The organism is Cellulosimicrobium cellulans (assembly GCF_042723955.1).
Classification (GTDB): domain Bacteria; phylum Actinomycetota; class Actinomycetes; order Actinomycetales; family Cellulomonadaceae; genus Cellulosimicrobium; species Cellulosimicrobium cellulans_H.
In genome coordinates this window covers 5,102-23,409 of record NZ_JBHXIC010000068.1, presented here as the reverse complement: position 1 = coordinate 23,409, position 18,308 = coordinate 5,102, and the positions used below count along the sequence as shown (strand labels likewise).

The window sequence follows — 18,308 nt, the reverse complement described above, 5'->3', positions numbered from 1 at the left end:
GGGGCGGCGTGACGCCGCCCCCGGCCGCCCCGGTCGCCGCGCGGCGCCCCCCGCGCGGCGGCCGTTGGGCGCAGCGAGCCGAGATCGCGGTGCTCGCCGGGCCCGCGCTCGTCGTCTTCCTGACCTTCGTCATCGTCCCCGTGGTGATGGCGGCGTACTACGGGTTCTTCAAGTGGAAGGGCTTCGGGCCGCCGACGGAGTTCGTCGGGTTCGACAACTACCTCATCATCTTCCGCGACCCCGAGTTCCTCGCGGCGCTGGGGCACAACGCGTTCATCGTCATCATGTCGCTGGTGCTCCAGGGCCCGGTCGCCGTGGTCGTGGCGCTCATGCTCAACCGGCGCATCCGCGGCCGCTCGGTGATCCGGGTGCTCGTGTTCGTGCCGTACGTGGTGTCCGAGGTGATCGTCGGGACGGGCTTCAGCCTCATGCTCGCGACGACGGGTGCCGTGAACGACCTGCTGGAGCGCATCGGCCTCGGGTTCCTCACGGTCGACTGGCTCGCCGACCCGGACGTCGCGATCTGGACCCTGCTGCTCATCATCACGTGGAAGTACATCGGCTTCGCCGTGATCCTCTTCCTCGCAGGGCTCCAGGGCATCCCCGACGAGCTGGGCGAGGCGGCCGCCATCGACGGCGCGTCGTACTGGAAGACGCAGCGCTACGTGACGCTCCCGCTGCTCGGCCCGACCGTCCGCATCTGGGCGTTCCTGTCGATCATCGGCTCGCTCCAGCTCTTCGACCTCGTCTACATCATCTGGGGCCAGTACGTGGCCTCGACGGCGGGGACGTCGACCATGGCGACCTACATGGTGGCGAACGGCCGCAACGCGGGGAACTACGGGTACGGCAGCGCGGTCGCCGTGGTGCTGTTCCTCATCTCGCTCGCGGTGGCGCTCGTCTACCAGCGGTACGTCCTGCGCCGTGACACCGAGGGCGCGATCACGGAAGGGAAGAAGTGATGGCCACCGTCACCGCGGCGCCCGCGCCCGAGCGCGCCCCCGACGCCAAGATCCCGAAGGAGCCGCGCGGCTCCGGCATCGGCCGGGGCGGCCCGCTGACCTACGTCGTCGCGTGGCTGCTCGTGGGCGTGTGCCTCGCCCCGATCGCGTACATCGTGGTCGGCGGGTTCCGCACGAACGCGCAGATCACGGCCGACCCGTCGGGCCTGCCCGACCCGTGGCAGATCGAGAACTACGTCAGCGTCCTCACGAGCTCGCTGTTCTGGCAGCAGCTCGGGAACTCGCTCGTGGCCGGGCTCCTCACGACCCTCGGGGTCGTCGTCCTCGGCCTCATGGCGAGCTACGTCATCGCGCGCTACTCGTTCGCCGGGCGCGGGGCGCTGTACGCGCTGTTCGCCGCGGGCCTCATGTTCCCCATGACCGTCGCGATCACCCCGCTGTACATCATGATCCGCTCGCTCGGGCTGATGAACTCGGTGGGCGGCCTGGTGCTGCCGCAGATCGCGTTCGCCCTCCCGACGACTGTCATCATCCTCGTCCCGTTCCTGCGCGCCATCCCGCGCGAGATCGAGGAGGCGGCGTCGATCGACGGGGCGAGCCGGCTCGGGTTCTTCTTCCGCATGGTCGTGCCGCTGTCCCTGCCGGGCGTCATCACCGTGGGGATCCTCGCGTTCGTCGCGAGCTGGAACAGCTACATGCTCCCGCTCTTCATCCTCAACGACGAGACGTCGTACACGCTCCCGCTGGGCGTGCAGGCGTTCGCGTCGCAGTACTCCGTGGACACCGCCCGCGTGCTCGCCTTCACCTCCCTGTCGATGATCCCCGCGCTCGTCTTCTTCTCGCTGTTCGAGCGGCGCATCGTCGGCGGCCTCTCCGGAGCCGTGAAGGGCTGACCGCCCGCCCGTCCGCGCACCCCGTCCCTGCCCCGCGCCGCGCGCGGGGCAGGGCCACCCATCGAAGGAGAACGGTCCCGTGACCGACGTCGTCCCTGCCGTCCCGACGGCACCCACCGGCTCCCCGGAGCCGGTCACCTCGGAGCCCGCGGCCCAGGGGCCCCGCAGCCCGCGCCCGGCACCCCCGCAGCCGCCCACGGTCTCGGAGCGCGTGCGCGCGCTGCACGCCCGCATGACGCTCGACGAGAAGCTCGCGCAGCTCGTGGGCTACTGGCTCGACCAGAACGGCACCGTCGCCCCGATGCAGTCGGAGATGACGGCGGGCCAGCAGGACGGCGGCCGGCTCGCCGAGATCACGCGGCACGGCATGGGGCACTACACGCGCGTGTACGGCACGCGGCCCGTCGAGCCCGCGGAGCGCGCCGCGTGGCTGTGGGCGGAGCAGCGCCGTCTGAAGGCGGAGACGCGCCTCGGGATCCCCGCGATCGTGCACGAGGAGTGCCTCACGGGCCTCGCCGCGTGGCAGGCGGCGACGTACCCGACGCCGCTCGCGTGGGGCGCGTCGTTCGACCCGGCGCTGGTCGAGGAGATGGCGCGCGAGGTCGGGGAGTCGATGCGCGCGCTCGGCGTGCACCAGGGCCTCGCGCCCGTGCTCGACGTCGTGCGCGACCCCCGCTGGGGCCGGGTCGACGAGTGCGTGGGCGAGGACCCGTACCTCGTCGGCACGGTCGGCACGGCGTACGTGCGCGGCCTCCAGGACGCGGGCGTGCACGCGACCCTCAAGCACTTCGTCGGGTACTCCGGCTCGCACGCCGGACGCAACCACGCGCCGGTCAGCGCGGGACCGCGAGAGATCGCCGACGTCTACCTCCCGCCGTTCGAGATGGCCGTGCGCGACGGCGGTGCCCGGTCGGTCATGGCGTCGTACGTCGACGTCGACGGCGTGCCGCTGCACGGCAGCTCGGAGTACCTCACCGAGATCCTGCGCGAGCGCTGGGGGTTCGACGGCGTCGTCGTCGCCGACTACTTCGGCGTCGCGTTCCTCGAGGTGATGCACCGCGTCGCGGCCGACCGCGGGGAGGCCGCGGCGCAGGCGCTCGAGGCCGGCCTCGACGTCGAGCTCCCCACGGGTGACGCGTACCTCGCGCCGCTCGCGGAGCGCGTGCGCTCCGGCGCGCTCGACGAGGCGTGGGTCGACCGCGCCGTCCTGCGTCTCCTCAACCAGAAGGAGGAGCTGGGCCTGCTCGACCCGGCGGCCTACGCCGACGAGCCTCCCGCCGCGATCGACCTCGACACCCCGCAGCAGCGTGCGACCGCGCGCCGCCTCGCGCAGGAGTCGCTCGTGCTCCTGGCGAACGACGGCGTGCTGCCGCTCGTGCGCCGCGACAGCGCTGACGGGGCGCCAACCGCCCCGCGGCGGGTCGCCGTCGTCGGGCCCAACGCGGACTCGTCCGAGGCCCTCATGGGCTGCTACTCGTTCGTCAACCACGTGCTCGCGCACCACCCCGGCACCCCGGCAGGCATCGCGCTGCCGACCGTCCTGGAGTCCCTGCGCGATGCGCTCGCCCCGACCGGCGCCGAGGTGACGCACGCCGTCGGCTGCGCGGTCGACGGCTCCGACACCTCGGGGATCCCCGAGGCGGTGGACGTGGCGCGCGCCGCGGACGTCGCCGTGGTCGTCGTCGGCGACGAGGCGGGCCTGTTCGGGCGTGGCACGGTCGGCGAGGGCAACGACGTCGAGTCGCTCGAGCTCCCGGGCGTGCAGCGTCGACTCGTCGAGGAGGTCGTCGCCACCGGGACGCCCGTCGTGCTCGTGCTGCTCACCGGTCGCCCGTACGCGATCGGCTGGACCCTCGGCGACGGCACCGCCGTCCCCGCCGGCACGACCCCGGCCCGGCCGGCCGCCGTCGTGCAGGGCTTCTTCCCCGGCGAGGAGGGCGGGCGCGCCGTCGCGGACGTGCTCGTCGGCGCGGTGAACCCGTCGGGCCGCCTGCCCGTCTCGCTGCCTCGCGCGGGCGGCGCGCAGCCCTACTCCTACCTCCACCCGGTGCTCGGCGGGCCGTCCGACGTGACGTCCACCGACCCGACGCCGGTGCGGCCGTTCGGGTTCGGGCTCTCGTACACGCAGTTCGCGTACGCGGACCTGGCGGTCGACACGAGCGTCGCCGCGGGCGGGACGTTCGCCGCCTCCGTGACCGTGACCAACACGGGCGACGTCGCGGGGACGGACGTCGTGCAGCTCTACGCGCGCGACGTCGTGGGCTCCGTGCCGCGCCCCGTCGCGCAGCTCCTCGGGTACGCGCGCGTCGACCTGGGCGCGGGCGAGTCGCGCCGCGTGACCTTCCGCGTCCCGACGACGCGCCTCGCGTTCTCCGACCGCCGCCTCGTGCGCGTGGTCGAGCCGGGCGACGTCGAGGTGTGGGTCGGGGCGCACGCCGGCGCGGTCGACGCCGCGCCCGGCACCGGCGACCTCGGGTCGACGACCGGCGGCGCGATCGTCAACGAGTCGGCGCCGGCCGAGCGCCGGGTCGTGCCCGGTGCGGCGACCGCGCGCGCGACGCTCGCCGTCACGGGGCCGGTGCACGAGGTGACGGCCGCGGACGAGCGGCTCGTCGCGGTCTCGGTCTCGGAGGGTGTGGAGACGGGGGACCGCGCATGACCCTCGTGGCGAACCCGATCCTGCCCGGCTGCTTCCCTGACCCTTCGGTCTGCCGCGTCGGCGACGACTTCTACCTCGTCACCTCGACGTTCGAGTACCTGCCCGGCCTGCCCGTGCTGCGCAGCCGGGACCTCGCGACGTGGGAGCACGTCGGGGACGTCGTCGACCGGTCGGGTCAGCTCGACTACGACGGCATCCGCTCGTCGGGCGGCCTGTACGCGCCGACGCTGCGCCACCACGACGGCACGTTCTGGCTCGTGTGCACGCTCGTCGACCCGGAGGACGACTCCCGCGGCGGCAACTTCGTCATGACCGCGACCGACCCGGCCGGGCCGTGGTCCGACCCGGTGTGGCTGCGCGACGAGGACGGCGAGCGGGTCGCCGGGATCGACCCGTCGATCTTCTTCGACGACGACGGCCGCGCGTGGCTGCACGGGACCCGGCTCGCGGCCGAGCCGGAGTGGTTCCACCAGACCGAGGTGTGGGTGCGCGAGCTCGACCTCGCGACGCTCACGCTGGTCGGCCCGGAGCACGTGGTGTGGACGGGCGCCGTGCGCGGCGCGGTGTGGGCCGAGGGACCGCACCTGTACAAGGTCGACGGCACGTACTACCTGCTCGCCGCCGAGGGCGGTACGGACTTCCACCACGCGGTGTCGGTCGCGCGCGCGTCCTCCGTGACCGGGCCGTACGAGGGCAACAAGGCCAACCCGGTGCTGACGCACCGCCACCTGGGCCGCGGGGTCGACGTCGTCGGCGTGGGCCACGCCGACCTCGTCGAGGCGCCCGACGGATCGTGGTGGGCCGTGCTGCTCGCCATGCGCGTCTACGGGGGCTACCACTACCCGCTCGGGCGCGAGACGTTCCTCGTCCCCGTCGTGTGGGAGGACGGCTGGCCCGTCCTCGCGCCCGGCGAGGGCCGCGTGCCCGACGCCGTGGAGGTCCCGTTCGCGAGCACGGCGCCCCGTCCGGCGATCCAGGGCGGGGCGAGCGGCGTCGTCGGCCCCGACGACCCGCGCTGGTGCGCGGTGCGGGCCGTGCCCCGGGACGTCGCGACCCCGGCGGGCGAGGGCTGGGACCTGCCCGTGCGTCCGGCGACGCTCGCCGAGCGAGACGTGCCCGCGTTCCTCGGGGTGCGCCAGCAGCACCGCGACGTCGACGTGACGGTCACGCTGCGCGTGCCGGAGGCCGCGGGGGAGCGGGCGGGCGTCGTCGTGCGCCAGTCGGAGCGGGACCACGTGCGCCTGCTCGTCGACGGCGGACCCGGGGACTCGCGTCGCGTCGTGGCCGTGCACCGACGCGGCGGCACGGACGAGGTGGTCGGGGAGGCTGTGGTGAGCGCCGCGCCCGGGGAGCAGGTCGCCGTCGGGCTGCGCGTGCGCGGGCAGGACTACGGGCTCGTCGCCGGTCCGGCGGGAGACGAGCCCGGGGGCTCGCTCGAGCTCGTCGCGACGGTGGACGGCCGCACGCTCGACAGCGCCGCGGCGGGCGGGTTCCTCGGGCTCTGGCTCGGGGTGCACGCGACGAGCGAGGGCCGGCCGACGACGTCCGTCGTGCGCGTGGAACGGTTCGCCTACGAGCCGGTGGGCTGACGCCGCCGCCCCGCGTGCGGGACGGTCCGGCGGGGCTACGGTCGGGGCATGTCGAGCGAACGGACGCGCACCGAGGTGGACCTGCTGGGACCGAAGGAGGTCCCGGCGGACGCCTACTACGGCGTCCACACGGTCCGGGCGATGGAGAACTTCCGGATCTCGGGGACGACGATCAGCGACGTCCCCGAGATGGTCCGGGGCATGGTCATGGTCAAGAAGGCGTCCGCGCTCGCGAACCGCGAGCTGCGGACCATCCAGCGCGACGTCGCGGACGCGATCGTCGCCGCGTGCGACCAGATCCTCGACCACGGCCGGTGCCTGGACCAGTTCCCCGTGGACGTGTTCCAGGGCGGCGCGGGCACGAGCGTCAACATGAACACGAACGAGGTCGTGGCCAACCTCGCGCTCGAGCTCGCCGGGTTCGAGAAGGGCCGCTACGACGTCGTCAACCCCAACGACCACGTCAACCGGTCGCAGTCGACCAACGACGCGTACCCCACGGGCTTCCGGCTCGCGGTGCACGAGCTCGTCGGCGCCCTCCAGGGCGAGGTCCGGCGGCTCGAGCGCGCGTTCGACGAGAAGGCGTCGGAGTTCGCCGACGTCCTGAAGATGGGCCGCACCCAGCTCCAGGACGCGGTCCCCATGAGCCTCGGCCAGGAGTTCGCGGGGTTCGCGGTGAACGTCGGCGAGGAGATCCGGCGCCTCGAGGTCGCGGGCGAGCTGCTGCTCGAGGTCAACCTCGGCGCGACGGCCATCGGCACCGGGCTCAACACCCCGCCCGGCTACCCCAAGGTCGCGACCCGCCGCCTGGCCGAGGTGAGCGGCCTGCCGACCGTCCCGGCCGAGAACCTCGTCGAGGCGACGTACGACAACGGCGCGTACCTCGCGGTGCACTCCGCCCTCAAGCGGCTCGCGGCCAAGCTCTCGAAGATCTGCAACGACCTGCGCCTGCTCTCGTCCGGGCCGCGCGCGGGGCTGGGGGAGATCAACCTGCCCGAGCTCCAGGCCGGATCGTCGATCATGCCCGCCAAGGTGAACCCGGTGATCCCCGAGGTCGTCAACCAGGTCTGCTTCAAGGTCATGGGCAACGACGTGACGATCACGCACGCCGCCGAGGCCGGGCAGCTCCAGCTCAACGTCATGGAGCCGGGGCTCGCGCAGGCCATGTTCGAGTCGCTGCGCCTGCTGACCAACGCGTGCGTCGCGCTGCGCACCAAGTGCGTCACGGGCATCACGGCGAACGTCGAGGTGTGCCGCCGCCACGTGCTCGACTCGATCGGCATCGTCACCTACCTCAACGAGATCATCGGGCACCGCAACGGCGACCTCGTGGGCGCCGAGGCGGCGCGGACCGGCGCCTCCGTGCGCGACGTCGTCGTGGAACGCGGCCTGCTCACGCCCGAGGAGGTCGACGCCGTCCTCACGACCGAGAACTTCCTGCGCCCGCGCTACACCGGCCGCTACTACGCCCCCGACGAGCGCGGCCTCCCGGCGGTGGGCGAGGAGGGCGAGTCGTCACGCGTCGTGGAGTCCGACGACGCCACGGGTGCACCCCCGGAACCCGAGTCCTGACGCCGAGATTGACCCGACCGTGGCCAGATCGACCTCCTGAGGGTCGATCTCGGCCGTTCGGGTCGGTCTCGCGACGGAGCCGTGCCGTGTCACCAGCCGGGTCACGGGCCCCGACGCCAGGTCACGACCCTGCGAGGGCGCGTACCGCGCGCTCGACGGCGGGGCGCAGGTCGAGGCCGGAGTCGACGGTGAGCCGGTGCAGGAGCAGCCCGTCGCAGAGCCCCATGAGTGCCCGGGTCGCGGGCACCGGGTCGGCGATGCCGACGGCGGTCACGATCCGTTCGGTCCACCGCTCGAACGCGCGGCGCTGCTGCCGCAGGGGCTCGCCGAGCTCGGGGTCGCCGGAGAGCTCGAGGAAGAGGGCGTAGCGCGCCCGGGTCCGCGCGGCGAACGGCCCGGACTGCGCCTCGGTCATGGCGCACAGGCCGTCGACCAGCGCGTCGGTGCTCGTGATCGCCGGCATCGCGGCCTCGTCGAAGTCGGCGCGCTCCTGCTCGGCGATCCGGTCGACCACGCCGGCGAGGAGGGCGCGGCGGGTGCGGAACCAGTTCGACGTCGACCCGGGCGGGAGGCCGGCCCGCCGGTCGACGCGAGCGTGGCTCAGCGCGCGCACGCCGTCCGCCCCGAGCACCTCCACGGCCGCGTCCAGCGCACGTTCGCGGGTGGCTGCGGCCATGGACTCCCTCTCTCGGCAGGTCTACTATGGACATAGTAGTCCGGTTGCACGAAGGAGTTCGCCATGACTACGCCCCAGCCCCGCACCACCCGTCCCGGCGACGTCGAGGGCTGGTCGCCGCCGCTCCCCGAGGCGCCCGGCTTCGAGCATCTCGTCGTCGAGACCCCGGGCCTGCGCACCCACGTCGCGGCCCTCGGCACGGGCGACCCGGTCGTGCTGCTGCACGGGTTCCCCGAGCACTGGTGGCAGTGGCACGAGGTCGCCCCGGTCCTCGCCGCCGCCGGCCACCGCGTCCTGTGCCCGGACCTGCGTGGCGCCGGGTGGACCGCCGCGGACGACCCGCGGGTCGACCGCGAGACCCGGCTGCACGACCTGCTGGCGCTCCTCGACGTGCTCGGGGTCGAGCGCGCCCACGTCGTCTCCCACGACATGGGTGTCATCACCGCGATGCAGCTCTGCTACGACCACCCCGAGCGCGTCCGCACCGCCGTGCAGCTCTCCGTCCCGCCGGGCTTCTTCACCTTCAGCCCGCGGCTGCTGCCGGCCTTCCAGCACCTGCCGCCGTTCATCTGGCACCGGCCGGGCGCCTCGCTGCGCGGGACGTTCTCCGCGCGGTACGCCGCCCGGCCGATGTCCGCGGCGACGGTCGACGCGCACCTCGCCCCGATGCGCCGGCCCGAGGTCGACGCCGCGGTGCGGCCGCTCACCCGCCGGATGATCCTGCCCGAGGCGCTGCGCATCATGCGGGGGGCCTACCGGCGTCGGCGGCTCACGGTGCCGACCCTCGTCGTCTACGGCCGGCTCGACCACCCCACCACCGAGGAGCTCATGGGCCGCATCTGCGCGCACCCGGAGCGCTACGCCGACCGCGTCGAGTTCGCGTGGGTCGACGACGCGGCGCACTTCATCACGGACGACGCCCCTCGGGCGGTGGCCGAGCTCGCGCTCGACTGGTTCGACCACGCTGCGTGACGGGCTCCTCGGTGCACGCTCAGGACCGGACGCGGACGGCCCTCAGGACGACGCCTACCGCCAGCACCGCCGTCCCCGCCACGACGCTCGCGAGCGGGAGCGTGACGACGAGCGCGAAGCACCCGATGACGCCGAGCACCTGGAGCGCGCGCGGGTACAGACGGTACGGGGCGGTCTGGCGCAGCGCGGACAGGTTCGCCACGAGGTAGTAGACGAGCACCCCGAACGACGAGAACCCGATCGCCCCCCGCAGGTCCGTCGTGAGGACGAGCACCACGACGACCGCCCCGACCGCGAGCTCAGTCCGGTGCGGCACCCGGTGCACGGGGTGCACGGCCGCGAACCACCCGGGCAGGTCGCCCGTGCGCGCCATCGCGAGGCCCGTCCGGCTCACGCCCGCGAGCAGGGCGAGGAGGGCGCCGGCGCTCGCGGCGACGGCGCCGACGCTCACGACCGGGACCGCCCACTCCCACGACCCGGCCGCGACCGCGTCGGCGAGCGGCGCCGTCGACACGGCGAGCGTGTCGGGCCCGAGCACCGCGAGCAGGACCACCGCCACGACCGCGTAGAGCACGACGACGATCCCCAGGGACAGCAGGACCGCGCGGGGGATCGTGCGGCGCGGGTCGCGCACCTCCTCACCGAGCGTCGCGACGCGTGCGTACCCCGCGAACGCGAAGAACAGCAGCCCGGCGGACTGGAGGACGCCGTACCAACCGCCGTGCGCGTCGTCGGGGTCGAGCACCCCGGACCCCGCGGGTGCCGTGCCCGCGAGGCTCGCGACGACGGCCGTCGCGATGGCCAGGAGCGCCACCGCGACGATCGCCCGGGCGAGCCGTGCCGTGCGCGTCACGCCGCGGTAGCCCACGGCCGTGAGCACCACGACGGCCGCGGCGGCGACGGGCCGCTCCCACCCGGGCGGGGCGACGTAGGCGGCGAGCACGAGGGCCATGGCCGCGCAGCTCGCCGTCTTGCCGACGACGAACCCCCACCCGGCGAGGTACCCCCACCAGGGGCCGAGGTGCTCGCGCCCGTACACGTACGTGCCGCCCGACGTGGGGTGCTGCGCCGCGAGCTGCGCCGACGACGTCGCGTTCGCGTACGCGACGAGCGCCGCCAGACCCAGCCCGACGAGCAGCCCCGTCCCCGCGGCGGCGGCCGCCGGGGAGAACGCGGAGAACACGCCCGCGCCGATCATCGACGCGAGCCCGACGACGACGGCGTCCGTCGTGCCGAGGCGGCGCGCGAGAGAGGGCTGGCCCGGTGGGGTGGTCACCCCGACAGCGTGCCAGGGCAAGGTGTCCGGCAGGTGTCGACGTCCGTCCCAGGGAGTGGTCGGCGCGCCGTCCGCGAGCGGGTACAGTTCCCGCCGGTGTCCCGTTCCTGGTCGTCGTCGACCGGACCCGTCGCACGGGGAGACGGGCTGACCGCTACGGCGAGGACGGCGGTGCAGGGGTGGTCGCAGGACGGGTGCGTCGCACAGGCCGGACGCTGCGTGCCGGGTCGGGGGTCGCGCTCGTGTGCGCCGTCCTCCTCGGCGCGCCGACGGCCGCGTTCGCGGACACGGGCGACGGGCTGTCGGAGACCTCCCGAACACGGTACGAGGTCGACGGATCGGGGCCGGTCCGCGTGACCGTCACGACGACGATCCGCAACGAGCAGCCTGCGAGCGCGCAATACGTCTACTACTGGGACGAGTACGGCATCCCGGTGCCGGCGGGAGCGACCGACGTCTCGGCCACGAGCGGAGGTGCCACGCTCCCGGTCTCCCTCGAGCCGACCGAGGACCCGTCGACCCGCATCGCCGCGGTGTCCTTCTCCCCGCTGAACTACGGGCGCGAGCGGACCGTCGAGTGGGCCTACACCATCCTGGGCGAGCCGATCCGCTCGGACGGGTACACGCGCGTCGGGCCCGGCTACGCGACCTTCGCCGTGAACGCGGTGGGCGACCCGGGGCAGGTCACCGTCGAGATCGCCACCCCGACGTCGATGGACTTCGACAGCACGTGGGACGGCTTCGAGCCGATCCTCGAGGGGGAGACCCGCACCCACCGCGCGACCGAGAGCACGGACGACTACGGGACCTGGGCCTTCGTCTCGCTGCGCGACCCCGCGCAGGCCGACGAGACGAGCGTCGACGTCGGCGGCAACGAGCTCGTGCTGGAGAGCTTCCCGGGCGACACCGAGTGGAGCGGCTTCGTCGAGGAGCAGGTGGTGGCCGGCATGCCCGTGCTGGAGCGCGCGGTCGGGATGCCGTGGCCGGGCAGCCTGGAGCGGATCCGTGAGGACGTGTCGCCCGGGGTGCTGGGGTACGCGTGGTTCGACTCGGCCTCGTGGGAGATCGTCATCCCCGAGGACCTCGACGCCGGGCTGCTGTTCCACGAGCTCTCGCACGCGTGGCTCGCCGGGGACCGGTTCGCGGACCGGTGGGTGTACGAGGGGATGGCCGAGGTGGTCGGGCAGCGCGTCGCGGCTGAGACCGGCGGCCCGGCGGAGCAGCGGCCCGCGCCCGCGCGCGACGCGAAGGACGCGCTGCCGCTCGTCGCCTGGCAGGACCTCGACCTCGACGGCGGCGCGGGGGCCGCCGAGGAGTACGCCTACGCCGCGGCGTGGACCGCGATGTCGGAGCTCGTCGGGGGTCTGGACGACGACGCCCTGGGACCGTTGGTCGCGGCGGCGTACGCGGGCGAGAGCGCCTACGACGCGCCCGGCGCCCTCGACCACCCGGGCCTGACGGACGGCCGTCGTCTCCTCGACCTCGTCGAGGTCCGAGGCGGCGTGGCGGGCGCCGAGGCGACGTACCGGACGTGGGTCGCCGACGACGCCGAGGCCGCCCTGCTCGACGCGCGGGCCCCGGCCCGCGAGGCGTACGCCGCGCTCGACGCGGCGGACGGCGCGTGGTCGCCGCCCGCCGGCCTGCGCGCCGCGATGACGGACTGGGCGTTCGAGGACGCCGAGGCGGCCCGCACCGCGATCGGTCCCGACGCCGCCGCGGCCGCCGGGCAGGTGCAGGAGGCCGCCCGCGCCGCGGGGCTGCCCGACCCGGCCGCCGTGCGCGAGCAGTACGAAGGCGCTCGGAGCGGCGAGGAGTACGCGGCGCTCGCGACCGCGCTGCCGCGCGCGGTCGAGGTCGTCGGGACCGTCGGCGACGCGGTCGCCGCCGCCTCGTCCGGCGGCCCGCTCGCGGACCTCGGCCAGCTGCTCCTGGACGTCGACGGCTCCGCGGCGGACGCCCGCGCCGCGCTCGACGACGGTCGGCTGGACGACGCGGCGGCCGCGGCCGGCGACGCGTCGTCCCGGGCGGCCGCCGCGCCGTGGCTCGGGGTCGCCAGCGTCCTCCTCGTCGTGGCGGCGCTCGCCGGCGTGGTCGTCCTGCTCGTCCGGCGTCGCGCACGCCCTCCGGCCTCCGAGCCCGAGGGCGTGGCCGCCGGAGCGGACGACGGGCCGGACGACGCGACGGGTCGTCAGGAGGAGCCGGCCACGGACGAGGAGCCGGCCACGGACGAGGAGCCGACCTCGGACACCGAGGCGGCCACGGACGGGGAGCCGGAGCCCGTGAAGGCGTAGCCCCGACCTGCCGGCGGCACCGGGCCGTGAGCAGCGGGTTCGGCTCGGCGGGGCGCCGCCGGAAGGGCCGACCGCCGGCCCCGGTCGGGACGGGGGACAATGGATGACAGCACTGTCTGCCGAGACGAGGAGTCCTAGGTGCCCCAGGGAACTGTCCGATGGTTCGACGCCGACCGAGGGTTCGGCTTCATCGACCTCGGGAACGAGGCGGAGGACCTGTTCGTCCACGCGTCCGAGATCGTCGGCGACGACGGGCCGAAGCAGCTCCGCGAGGGGCAGGTCGTCGAGTTCGAGGTGGGCGAGGGTGACCGCGGCCCGCAGGCGCGCCGCGTCCGTGTCACGGGCGACCGGGCCGCCGACGCGCCGCTGGGCGTGCTCGGCACCGTCGCCTGGTACGAGCCGACCAAGGGGTACGGCTTCGTCACGCCCGACGGCGGCGGCGACCAGATCTTCCTGCACAGCTCCGCGATCGTCGGGGGCGGCGTGGTCTCCGAGGGGCAGCGGGTCGCGTTCCTCGTCGTCGAGGGGGAGAAGGGGCCGCAGGCGGACCACCTCCTCCCGCTCGGGGCGCAGGCCGCGCAGCCCGCGGCCGACGGCGCGGACGGGACCGTGTCCTGGTACGACGACGTCAAGGGCTTCGGGTTCGTCGTCCCCGACGGGGGCGGCGACGACGTCTTCGTGCACGTCAGCGCTCTGGGCCGCGGGCTGACCGAGCTCGCCGAGGGGGCGCGCGTGACCTACGACGTCGTCGCGGGCGACAAGGGGCCGAACGCCCGCAACGTGCAGCTCGTGCGCGGCTCGGGGGGTGCCCGGCCGGGAGCGGACCGCGGTCGTCCGGGCCGCCCGGCGAGCGCCGGCCGTCCCGCGTCGGGCAGGCCCGCGCGTGCAGGGGAGGGCACCGTCGCGCGCTACGACGAGGACCGTGGCTTCGGCTTCATCACGCCCGACGCCGGGGGCGAGGACCTGTTCGTGCACGTCTCCGTCCTGCGGGACGAGTCGTTCCTGGAGGAGGGCGACCGGGTCCGGTTCAGGATCCGCCAGAGCGACCGCGGTCCGCAGGCGGACGACGTCGAGCTGCTGTAGGGGCTGCCGAGAGGCAGACGCCGACGGCCGGCGTATTGCCCTGGAAGGTGGCGGACGCGGTCCCTAGGGTCGATGGGATGAACGCCCAGGAGATCCGCTCGGCCTACCTCGAGTTCTTCGCCTCACGAGGGCACGCCGTGATCGAGCGAGCGCCCCTGGTGCTGCGCGAGGATCCGACGACGCTGTTCACGGGTGCCGGGATGCAGCCGCTGATGCCCTACCTGCTGGGGGTCCGGGGGCACGACGCCGGCCCCCTCCTGGTCGACTCGCAGCCGTGCGTGCGGGCCCAGGACATCGACGAGGTCGGGGACCGGCGGCACACGACCTTCTTCGAGATGCTCGGCAACTGGAGCCTGGGGTCCGCCGACGTGGAGCAGCAGGTCCGCTGGTTCGCCGAGTTCCTCGCGCACGTCGGCGTCGACCTCGAGCGCCTGTACGTCACGTGCTTCCGTGGGTCGCCCGAGCACGGGATCCCTCGGGACGACGCGGCGGCTCGCGCCTGGGTCACGGTGTTCGCGGAGCACGGGATCGAGGCGCCGCTCGTGGACGTGGGCTCGCGCGCGGACGGCGACCGCGAGGGGACGCGTGGCGGTCGTGTCTTCTTCTACGACGCCGAGGAGAACTGGTGGAGCCGCGGAGGCGGCCTGGAGGGCACGCCGGTGGGAGACCCGTGCGGGCCCGACTCGGAGGTCTTCTACGACCTCGGCCCCGAGCACCACGACCCGTCGGCCGGTGAGCCCCATCCCGCGAGCGAGGGCGGACGGTTCGTCGAGATCGGCAACCAGGTGTTCATGCGCTATCGCCGCACGAGCGAGGGGTTCGTCCCTCTCGACGAGCCGAGCATCGACTTCGGAGGAGGGCTCGAGCGCATCGCCGCGGCCGTCCTGGCGACCGCCGACGTGTTCGACGTGAGCCTCCTGCGCCCCCTGGTGGACCGGCTCGAGGCGCTCAGCGGTCGCGCGTACGAGGACGACCCGCGTCCGTTCCGCGTGATCGCGGACCACGTCCGCGCCGCGACGTTCCTCGCCGCCGACGGGGTGCGCCCGGGCAACAAGGCGCACGGATACGTCCTGCGGCGGCTCGTCCGCCGGGCCGTCGTGCACGCCCTCCGGCTCGGGCTGGAGGAGCGGTTCGTCGACGACCTCGTCGCCGTCGTGGCCGAGGCGTACGGCGACACCTACCCGGGCCTGGTCGAGCAGCGGGAGGAGCTGAGCACGGTCCTCCGTGACGAGGAGTCGCGCTTCCGTCGCACGGTGCACCGGGGGCTCCGGGAGCTCGAGAAGCTCCAGGGAGTGACCGTCACCGGCGACCACCTGTTCGTGCTCGCGGACACCTGGGGCTTCCCCGTCGAGCTCTCGGTCGACGAGGTCCGCCGCCGCGACCTGGCTCTCGCCCCGGACTGGCGGGAGGGCTACGCGCTGCAGCGGGAGCACCAGCGGGCGCGCTCGCGGGCGGCCGTGGCGAGCAGGGAATAGTTCGCCCTGAGTGAAGGTTGAGCCTGGTGGACTCAAGTTCCGGCGAGCGGGCTTGCGCGCGAGCGCACCGCGTGCCTACCTTGAGTGAAGCAGACTCAACCCGGTGTGCCCGGGCGCGCGTGCGCCGTCGGGCACCCCATCCACAACGGAGGCAGCACACATGGCACGAGCAGTCGGGATCGACCTCGGCACCACCAACTCGGTGGTCGCCGTCCTCGAGGGCGGAGAGCCCACCGTCATCGCGAACGCCGAGGGGTCGCGCACGACGCCGTCGGTGGTCGCCTTCTCCAAGACCGGCGAGGTCCTCGTCGGCGAGGTCGCCAAGCGTCAGGCGGTCACGAACGTCGACCGCACCATCAGCTCGGTGAAGCGCCACATGGGCACCGACTGGTCGGTGGAGATCGACGACAAGAAGTACACCGCGCAGGAGATCTCCGCGCGCATCCTGGGCAAGCTCAAGCGCGACGCCGAGGAGTACCTGGGCGAGCCCGTCACCGACGCGGTCGTCACCGTCCCGGCGTACTTCAACGACGCCGAGCGTCAGGCGACCAAGGACGCCGGCCAGATCGCGGGCCTCAACGTGACGCGCATCGTCAACGAGCCCACCGCGGCCGCGCTCGCGTACGGCCTGGAGAAGGGCAAGGAGGACGAGCTCATCCTCGTCTTCGACCTGGGTGGCGGCACGTTCGACGTCTCGCTCCTCGAGGTCGGCAAGGACGAGGACGACTTCTCGACGATCCAGGTCCGCGCGACCTCGGGCGACAACCGCCTCGGCGGCGACGACTGGGACCAGCGCATCGTCGAGCACCTCATCAAGCAGGTGAAGAACAGCTCGGGCGTCGACCTGTCCAAGGACAAGATCGCGCTCCAGCGTCTGCGCGAGGCCGCCGAGCAGGCGAAGAAGGAGCTCTCGTCCGCGACGAGCACCAACGTCTCGATGCAGTACCTCTCGATGAGCGAGAACGGCCCCATCCACCTGGACGAGAAGCTCACGCGCGCCCAGTTCCAGCAGATGACGCAGGACCTGCTCGACCGGACGAAGGCCCCGTTCCACAAGGTCATCGCCGACGCGGGCGTCTCCGTCTCCGACATCGACCACGTCGTGCTCGTGGGTGGCTCCACCCGCATGCCCGCCGTGACCGACGTCGTCAAGGAGCTCACGGGCGGCAAGGAGCCCAACAAGGGCGTCAACCCGGACGAGGTCGTCGCCGTGGGCGCGGCCCTGCAGGCCGGCGTCATCTCGGGCGACCGCAAGGACGTCCTGCTGATCGACGTGACCCCGCTGTCCCTCGGCATCGAGACCAAGGGTGGAGTGATGACCAAGCTCATCGAGCGCAACACGGCCATCCCGACCAAGCGCAGCGAGATCTTCTCGACGGCCGAGGACAACCAGCCGTCGGTGCTCATCCAGGTGTTCCAGGGCGAGCGCGAGTTCGCGCGCGACAACAAGCCGCTCGGCACGTTCGAGCTCACCGGCATCGCGCCGGCCCCGCGTGGTGTGCCGCAGATCGAGGTCACGTTCGACATCGACGCGAACGGCATCGTCCACGTCGGCGCCAAGGACCGCGGCACCGGCAAGGAGCAGAAGATGACCATCACGGGCGGCTCGGCGCTGCCCAAGGATGACATCGACCGCATGGTCAAGGAGGCCGAGGAGCACGCGGCCGAGGACAAGAAGCGTCGCGAGGAGGCGGAGACCCGCAACCAGGCCGAGGCGTTCGTGTACTCGACCGAGAAGCTCGTCTCCGAGAACAAGGAGAAGCTCCCCGCCGACGTCGTCACCGAGGTCGAGGCCGACATCGCGTCGGTCAAGTCCGCGCTCGAGGGCGAGGACGCCGACGCCGTGAAGACCGCGCACGAGAAGCTCGTGGCCTCCTCGCAGAAGATCGGCCAGGCGCTCTACGCCTCGGCCGAGCAGGAGCAGGCCGCCGGCAACCCCGGCGCCGCGCAGGACGACGCCACCGCCGCTGCGGGTGCGACGTCGGCTCCGGACGAGGACGTCGTCGACGCCGAGATCGTGGACGACGAGGACGACAAGAAGTGACGTCCCCCGAGGACCGGGGCCCCGAGGAGCAGGCCGGGCGCGAGCCCGGCCAGGGCCCCGAGGACAAGCCGTTCCACTTCACGGACAAGCGCAAGGTCGACCCGGAGGCCGGCCGCCCGCGCGAGGGCGCGGACGCCGGCTCGGCCGGTGGCCCGGCAGGTGAGGGCACGGAGACGGACCCGCTCGCGGGCCTCGACTTCGAGCCGTCCGACGAGGCCGGGGTCGACGCCGCGGTCCTCGCCGCGAAGGCCGAGGCGGCCGAGCACCTCGACGCGCTCCAGCGCGAGCGGGCGAGCTTCACGAACTACCGCAACCGCTCGCTGCGCGACCAGGAGGCCGCGCGGACGAAGGGCGTGGAGGACGTGCTCACCGCGCTCCTGCCGGTGCTCGACGACATCGACCGTGCGCGTCAGCACGGCGAGCTCACGGGCCCGTTCGCCGCGATCGCGGAGAAGTTCGACGCGAGCCTGGAGAAGTTCGGCATCGAGCGCTACGGGAAGGTCGGCGAGGAGTTCGACCCGACCGTCCACGAGGCGCTCATGCACCAGGCCGACCCCGAGGCCACCGCGACCACGGTGAACCTCGTCATCGAGCCGGGCTACCGGATCGGGGACCGCGTCGTGCGCGCCGCGCGCGTCTCGGTCGTCGGCCCCGAGTAGCGCGCCCCTCCCCGTGGGCCCCCCGCCCCCGCGCCCCCCGCGACCGCACCCCCCCCCCCGCCGGCGCGGGGGGGCCCCCCCGCCCCCCCCCGCGCCCCCACCTCGAAGGGATAGTCGGTGTCACGTACCTCCCGTGACCCCGAGGGGCGGATGCCGC

Annotated in this window: 13 protein-coding genes; 11 read left to right on the top strand and 2 right to left on the bottom strand. The window is 73.8% G+C overall.

Annotated elements, in window-relative coordinates:
* From ACFWH7_RS16175 to aspA, 5 genes are all read left to right on the top strand, one after another.
* Nucleotides 1-962: carbohydrate ABC transporter permease (locus ACFWH7_RS16175; RefSeq protein ID WP_378217835.1), on the top strand; the 962-nt coding region annotated here is incomplete at its 5' end.
* A complete protein-coding gene (locus ACFWH7_RS16170; RefSeq protein WP_378217833.1) occupies nt 962-1,855 on the top strand; it encodes a carbohydrate ABC transporter permease in 894 nt (297 codons plus the stop codon). The genes ACFWH7_RS16175 and ACFWH7_RS16170, both read left to right, overlap by 1 nt.
* A gap of 211 nt (nt 1,856-2,066) precedes the next feature.
* Complete coding sequence (locus ACFWH7_RS16165) at nt 2,067-4,514, top strand: beta-xylosidase/alpha-l-arabinosidase (RefSeq protein WP_378217839.1); 2,448 nt, start codon at nt 2,067-2,069, stop codon at nt 4,512-4,514.
* Nucleotides 4,511-6,103 (top strand): glycoside hydrolase family 43 protein, encoded by a 1,593-nt coding sequence (locus tag ACFWH7_RS16160; RefSeq protein WP_378217831.1) that lies wholly within the window; start codon nt 4,511-4,513, stop codon nt 6,101-6,103. Before ACFWH7_RS16165 ends, ACFWH7_RS16160 begins: the two co-directional genes overlap by 4 nt.
* A 48-nt stretch (nt 6,104-6,151) precedes the next feature.
* On the top strand, nt 6,152-7,675 hold the full coding sequence (gene aspA, locus ACFWH7_RS16155; RefSeq protein WP_378217829.1) for an aspartate ammonia-lyase: 1,524 nt from the start codon (nt 6,152-6,154) through the stop codon (nt 7,673-7,675).
* Nucleotides 7,676-7,796: 121 nt separating this feature from the next.
* Here the strand turns inward: aspA and ACFWH7_RS16150 are convergent, their stop codons facing one another.
* Nucleotides 7,797-8,351 (bottom strand): TetR/AcrR family transcriptional regulator, encoded by a 555-nt coding sequence (locus ACFWH7_RS16150; RefSeq protein WP_378217827.1) that lies wholly within the window; start codon nt 8,349-8,351, stop codon nt 7,797-7,799.
* 63 nt (nt 8,352-8,414) lie between these two features.
* Between ACFWH7_RS16150 and ACFWH7_RS16145 the strand changes: the two genes are divergently transcribed.
* A complete protein-coding gene (locus ACFWH7_RS16145) occupies nt 8,415-9,323 on the top strand; it encodes an alpha/beta fold hydrolase (RefSeq protein ID WP_378217825.1) in 909 nt (302 codons plus the stop codon).
* Nucleotides 9,324-9,342: 19 nt separating this feature from the next.
* On the opposite strand, the gene ACFWH7_RS16140 is transcribed toward ACFWH7_RS16145, so the two are convergent.
* A complete protein-coding gene (locus ACFWH7_RS16140; protein WP_378217837.1) occupies nt 9,343-10,521 on the bottom strand; it encodes an APC family permease in 1,179 nt (392 codons plus the stop codon).
* Nucleotides 10,522-10,778: 257 nt separating this feature from the next.
* On the opposite strand from ACFWH7_RS16140, the gene ACFWH7_RS16135 reads away from it, so the two are divergent.
* The 5 genes from ACFWH7_RS16135 (at nt 10,779) to grpE (ending at nt 18,151) form a co-directional block, all read left to right on the top strand.
* Nucleotides 10,779-12,890: a hypothetical protein gene (locus ACFWH7_RS16135; RefSeq protein ID WP_378217823.1), complete on the top strand. Its 2,112-nt coding sequence runs from the start codon at nt 10,779-10,781 to the stop codon at nt 12,888-12,890.
* Nucleotides 12,891-13,028: 138 nt separating this feature from the next.
* Nucleotides 13,029-13,973, top strand: a complete 945-nt coding sequence (locus ACFWH7_RS16130; protein WP_378217821.1) for a cold-shock protein — start codon at nt 13,029-13,031, stop codon at nt 13,971-13,973.
* 77 nt (nt 13,974-14,050) lie between these two features.
* Entirely contained in the window at nt 14,051-15,448 is a 1,398-nt protein-coding gene (locus tag ACFWH7_RS16125; protein WP_378217819.1) for an alanine--tRNA ligase-related protein, read from the top strand.
* Nucleotides 15,449-15,608: 160 nt separating this feature from the next.
* Nucleotides 15,609-17,492: a molecular chaperone DnaK gene (gene dnaK / locus ACFWH7_RS16120; RefSeq protein WP_378217817.1), complete on the top strand. Its 1,884-nt coding sequence runs from the start codon at nt 15,609-15,611 to the stop codon at nt 17,490-17,492.
* Entirely contained in the window at nt 17,489-18,151 is a 663-nt protein-coding gene (gene grpE / locus ACFWH7_RS16115; RefSeq protein WP_378217814.1) for a nucleotide exchange factor GrpE, read from the top strand. Before dnaK ends, grpE begins: the two co-directional genes overlap by 4 nt.
* Nucleotides 18,152-18,308 lie beyond the last annotated feature (157 nt).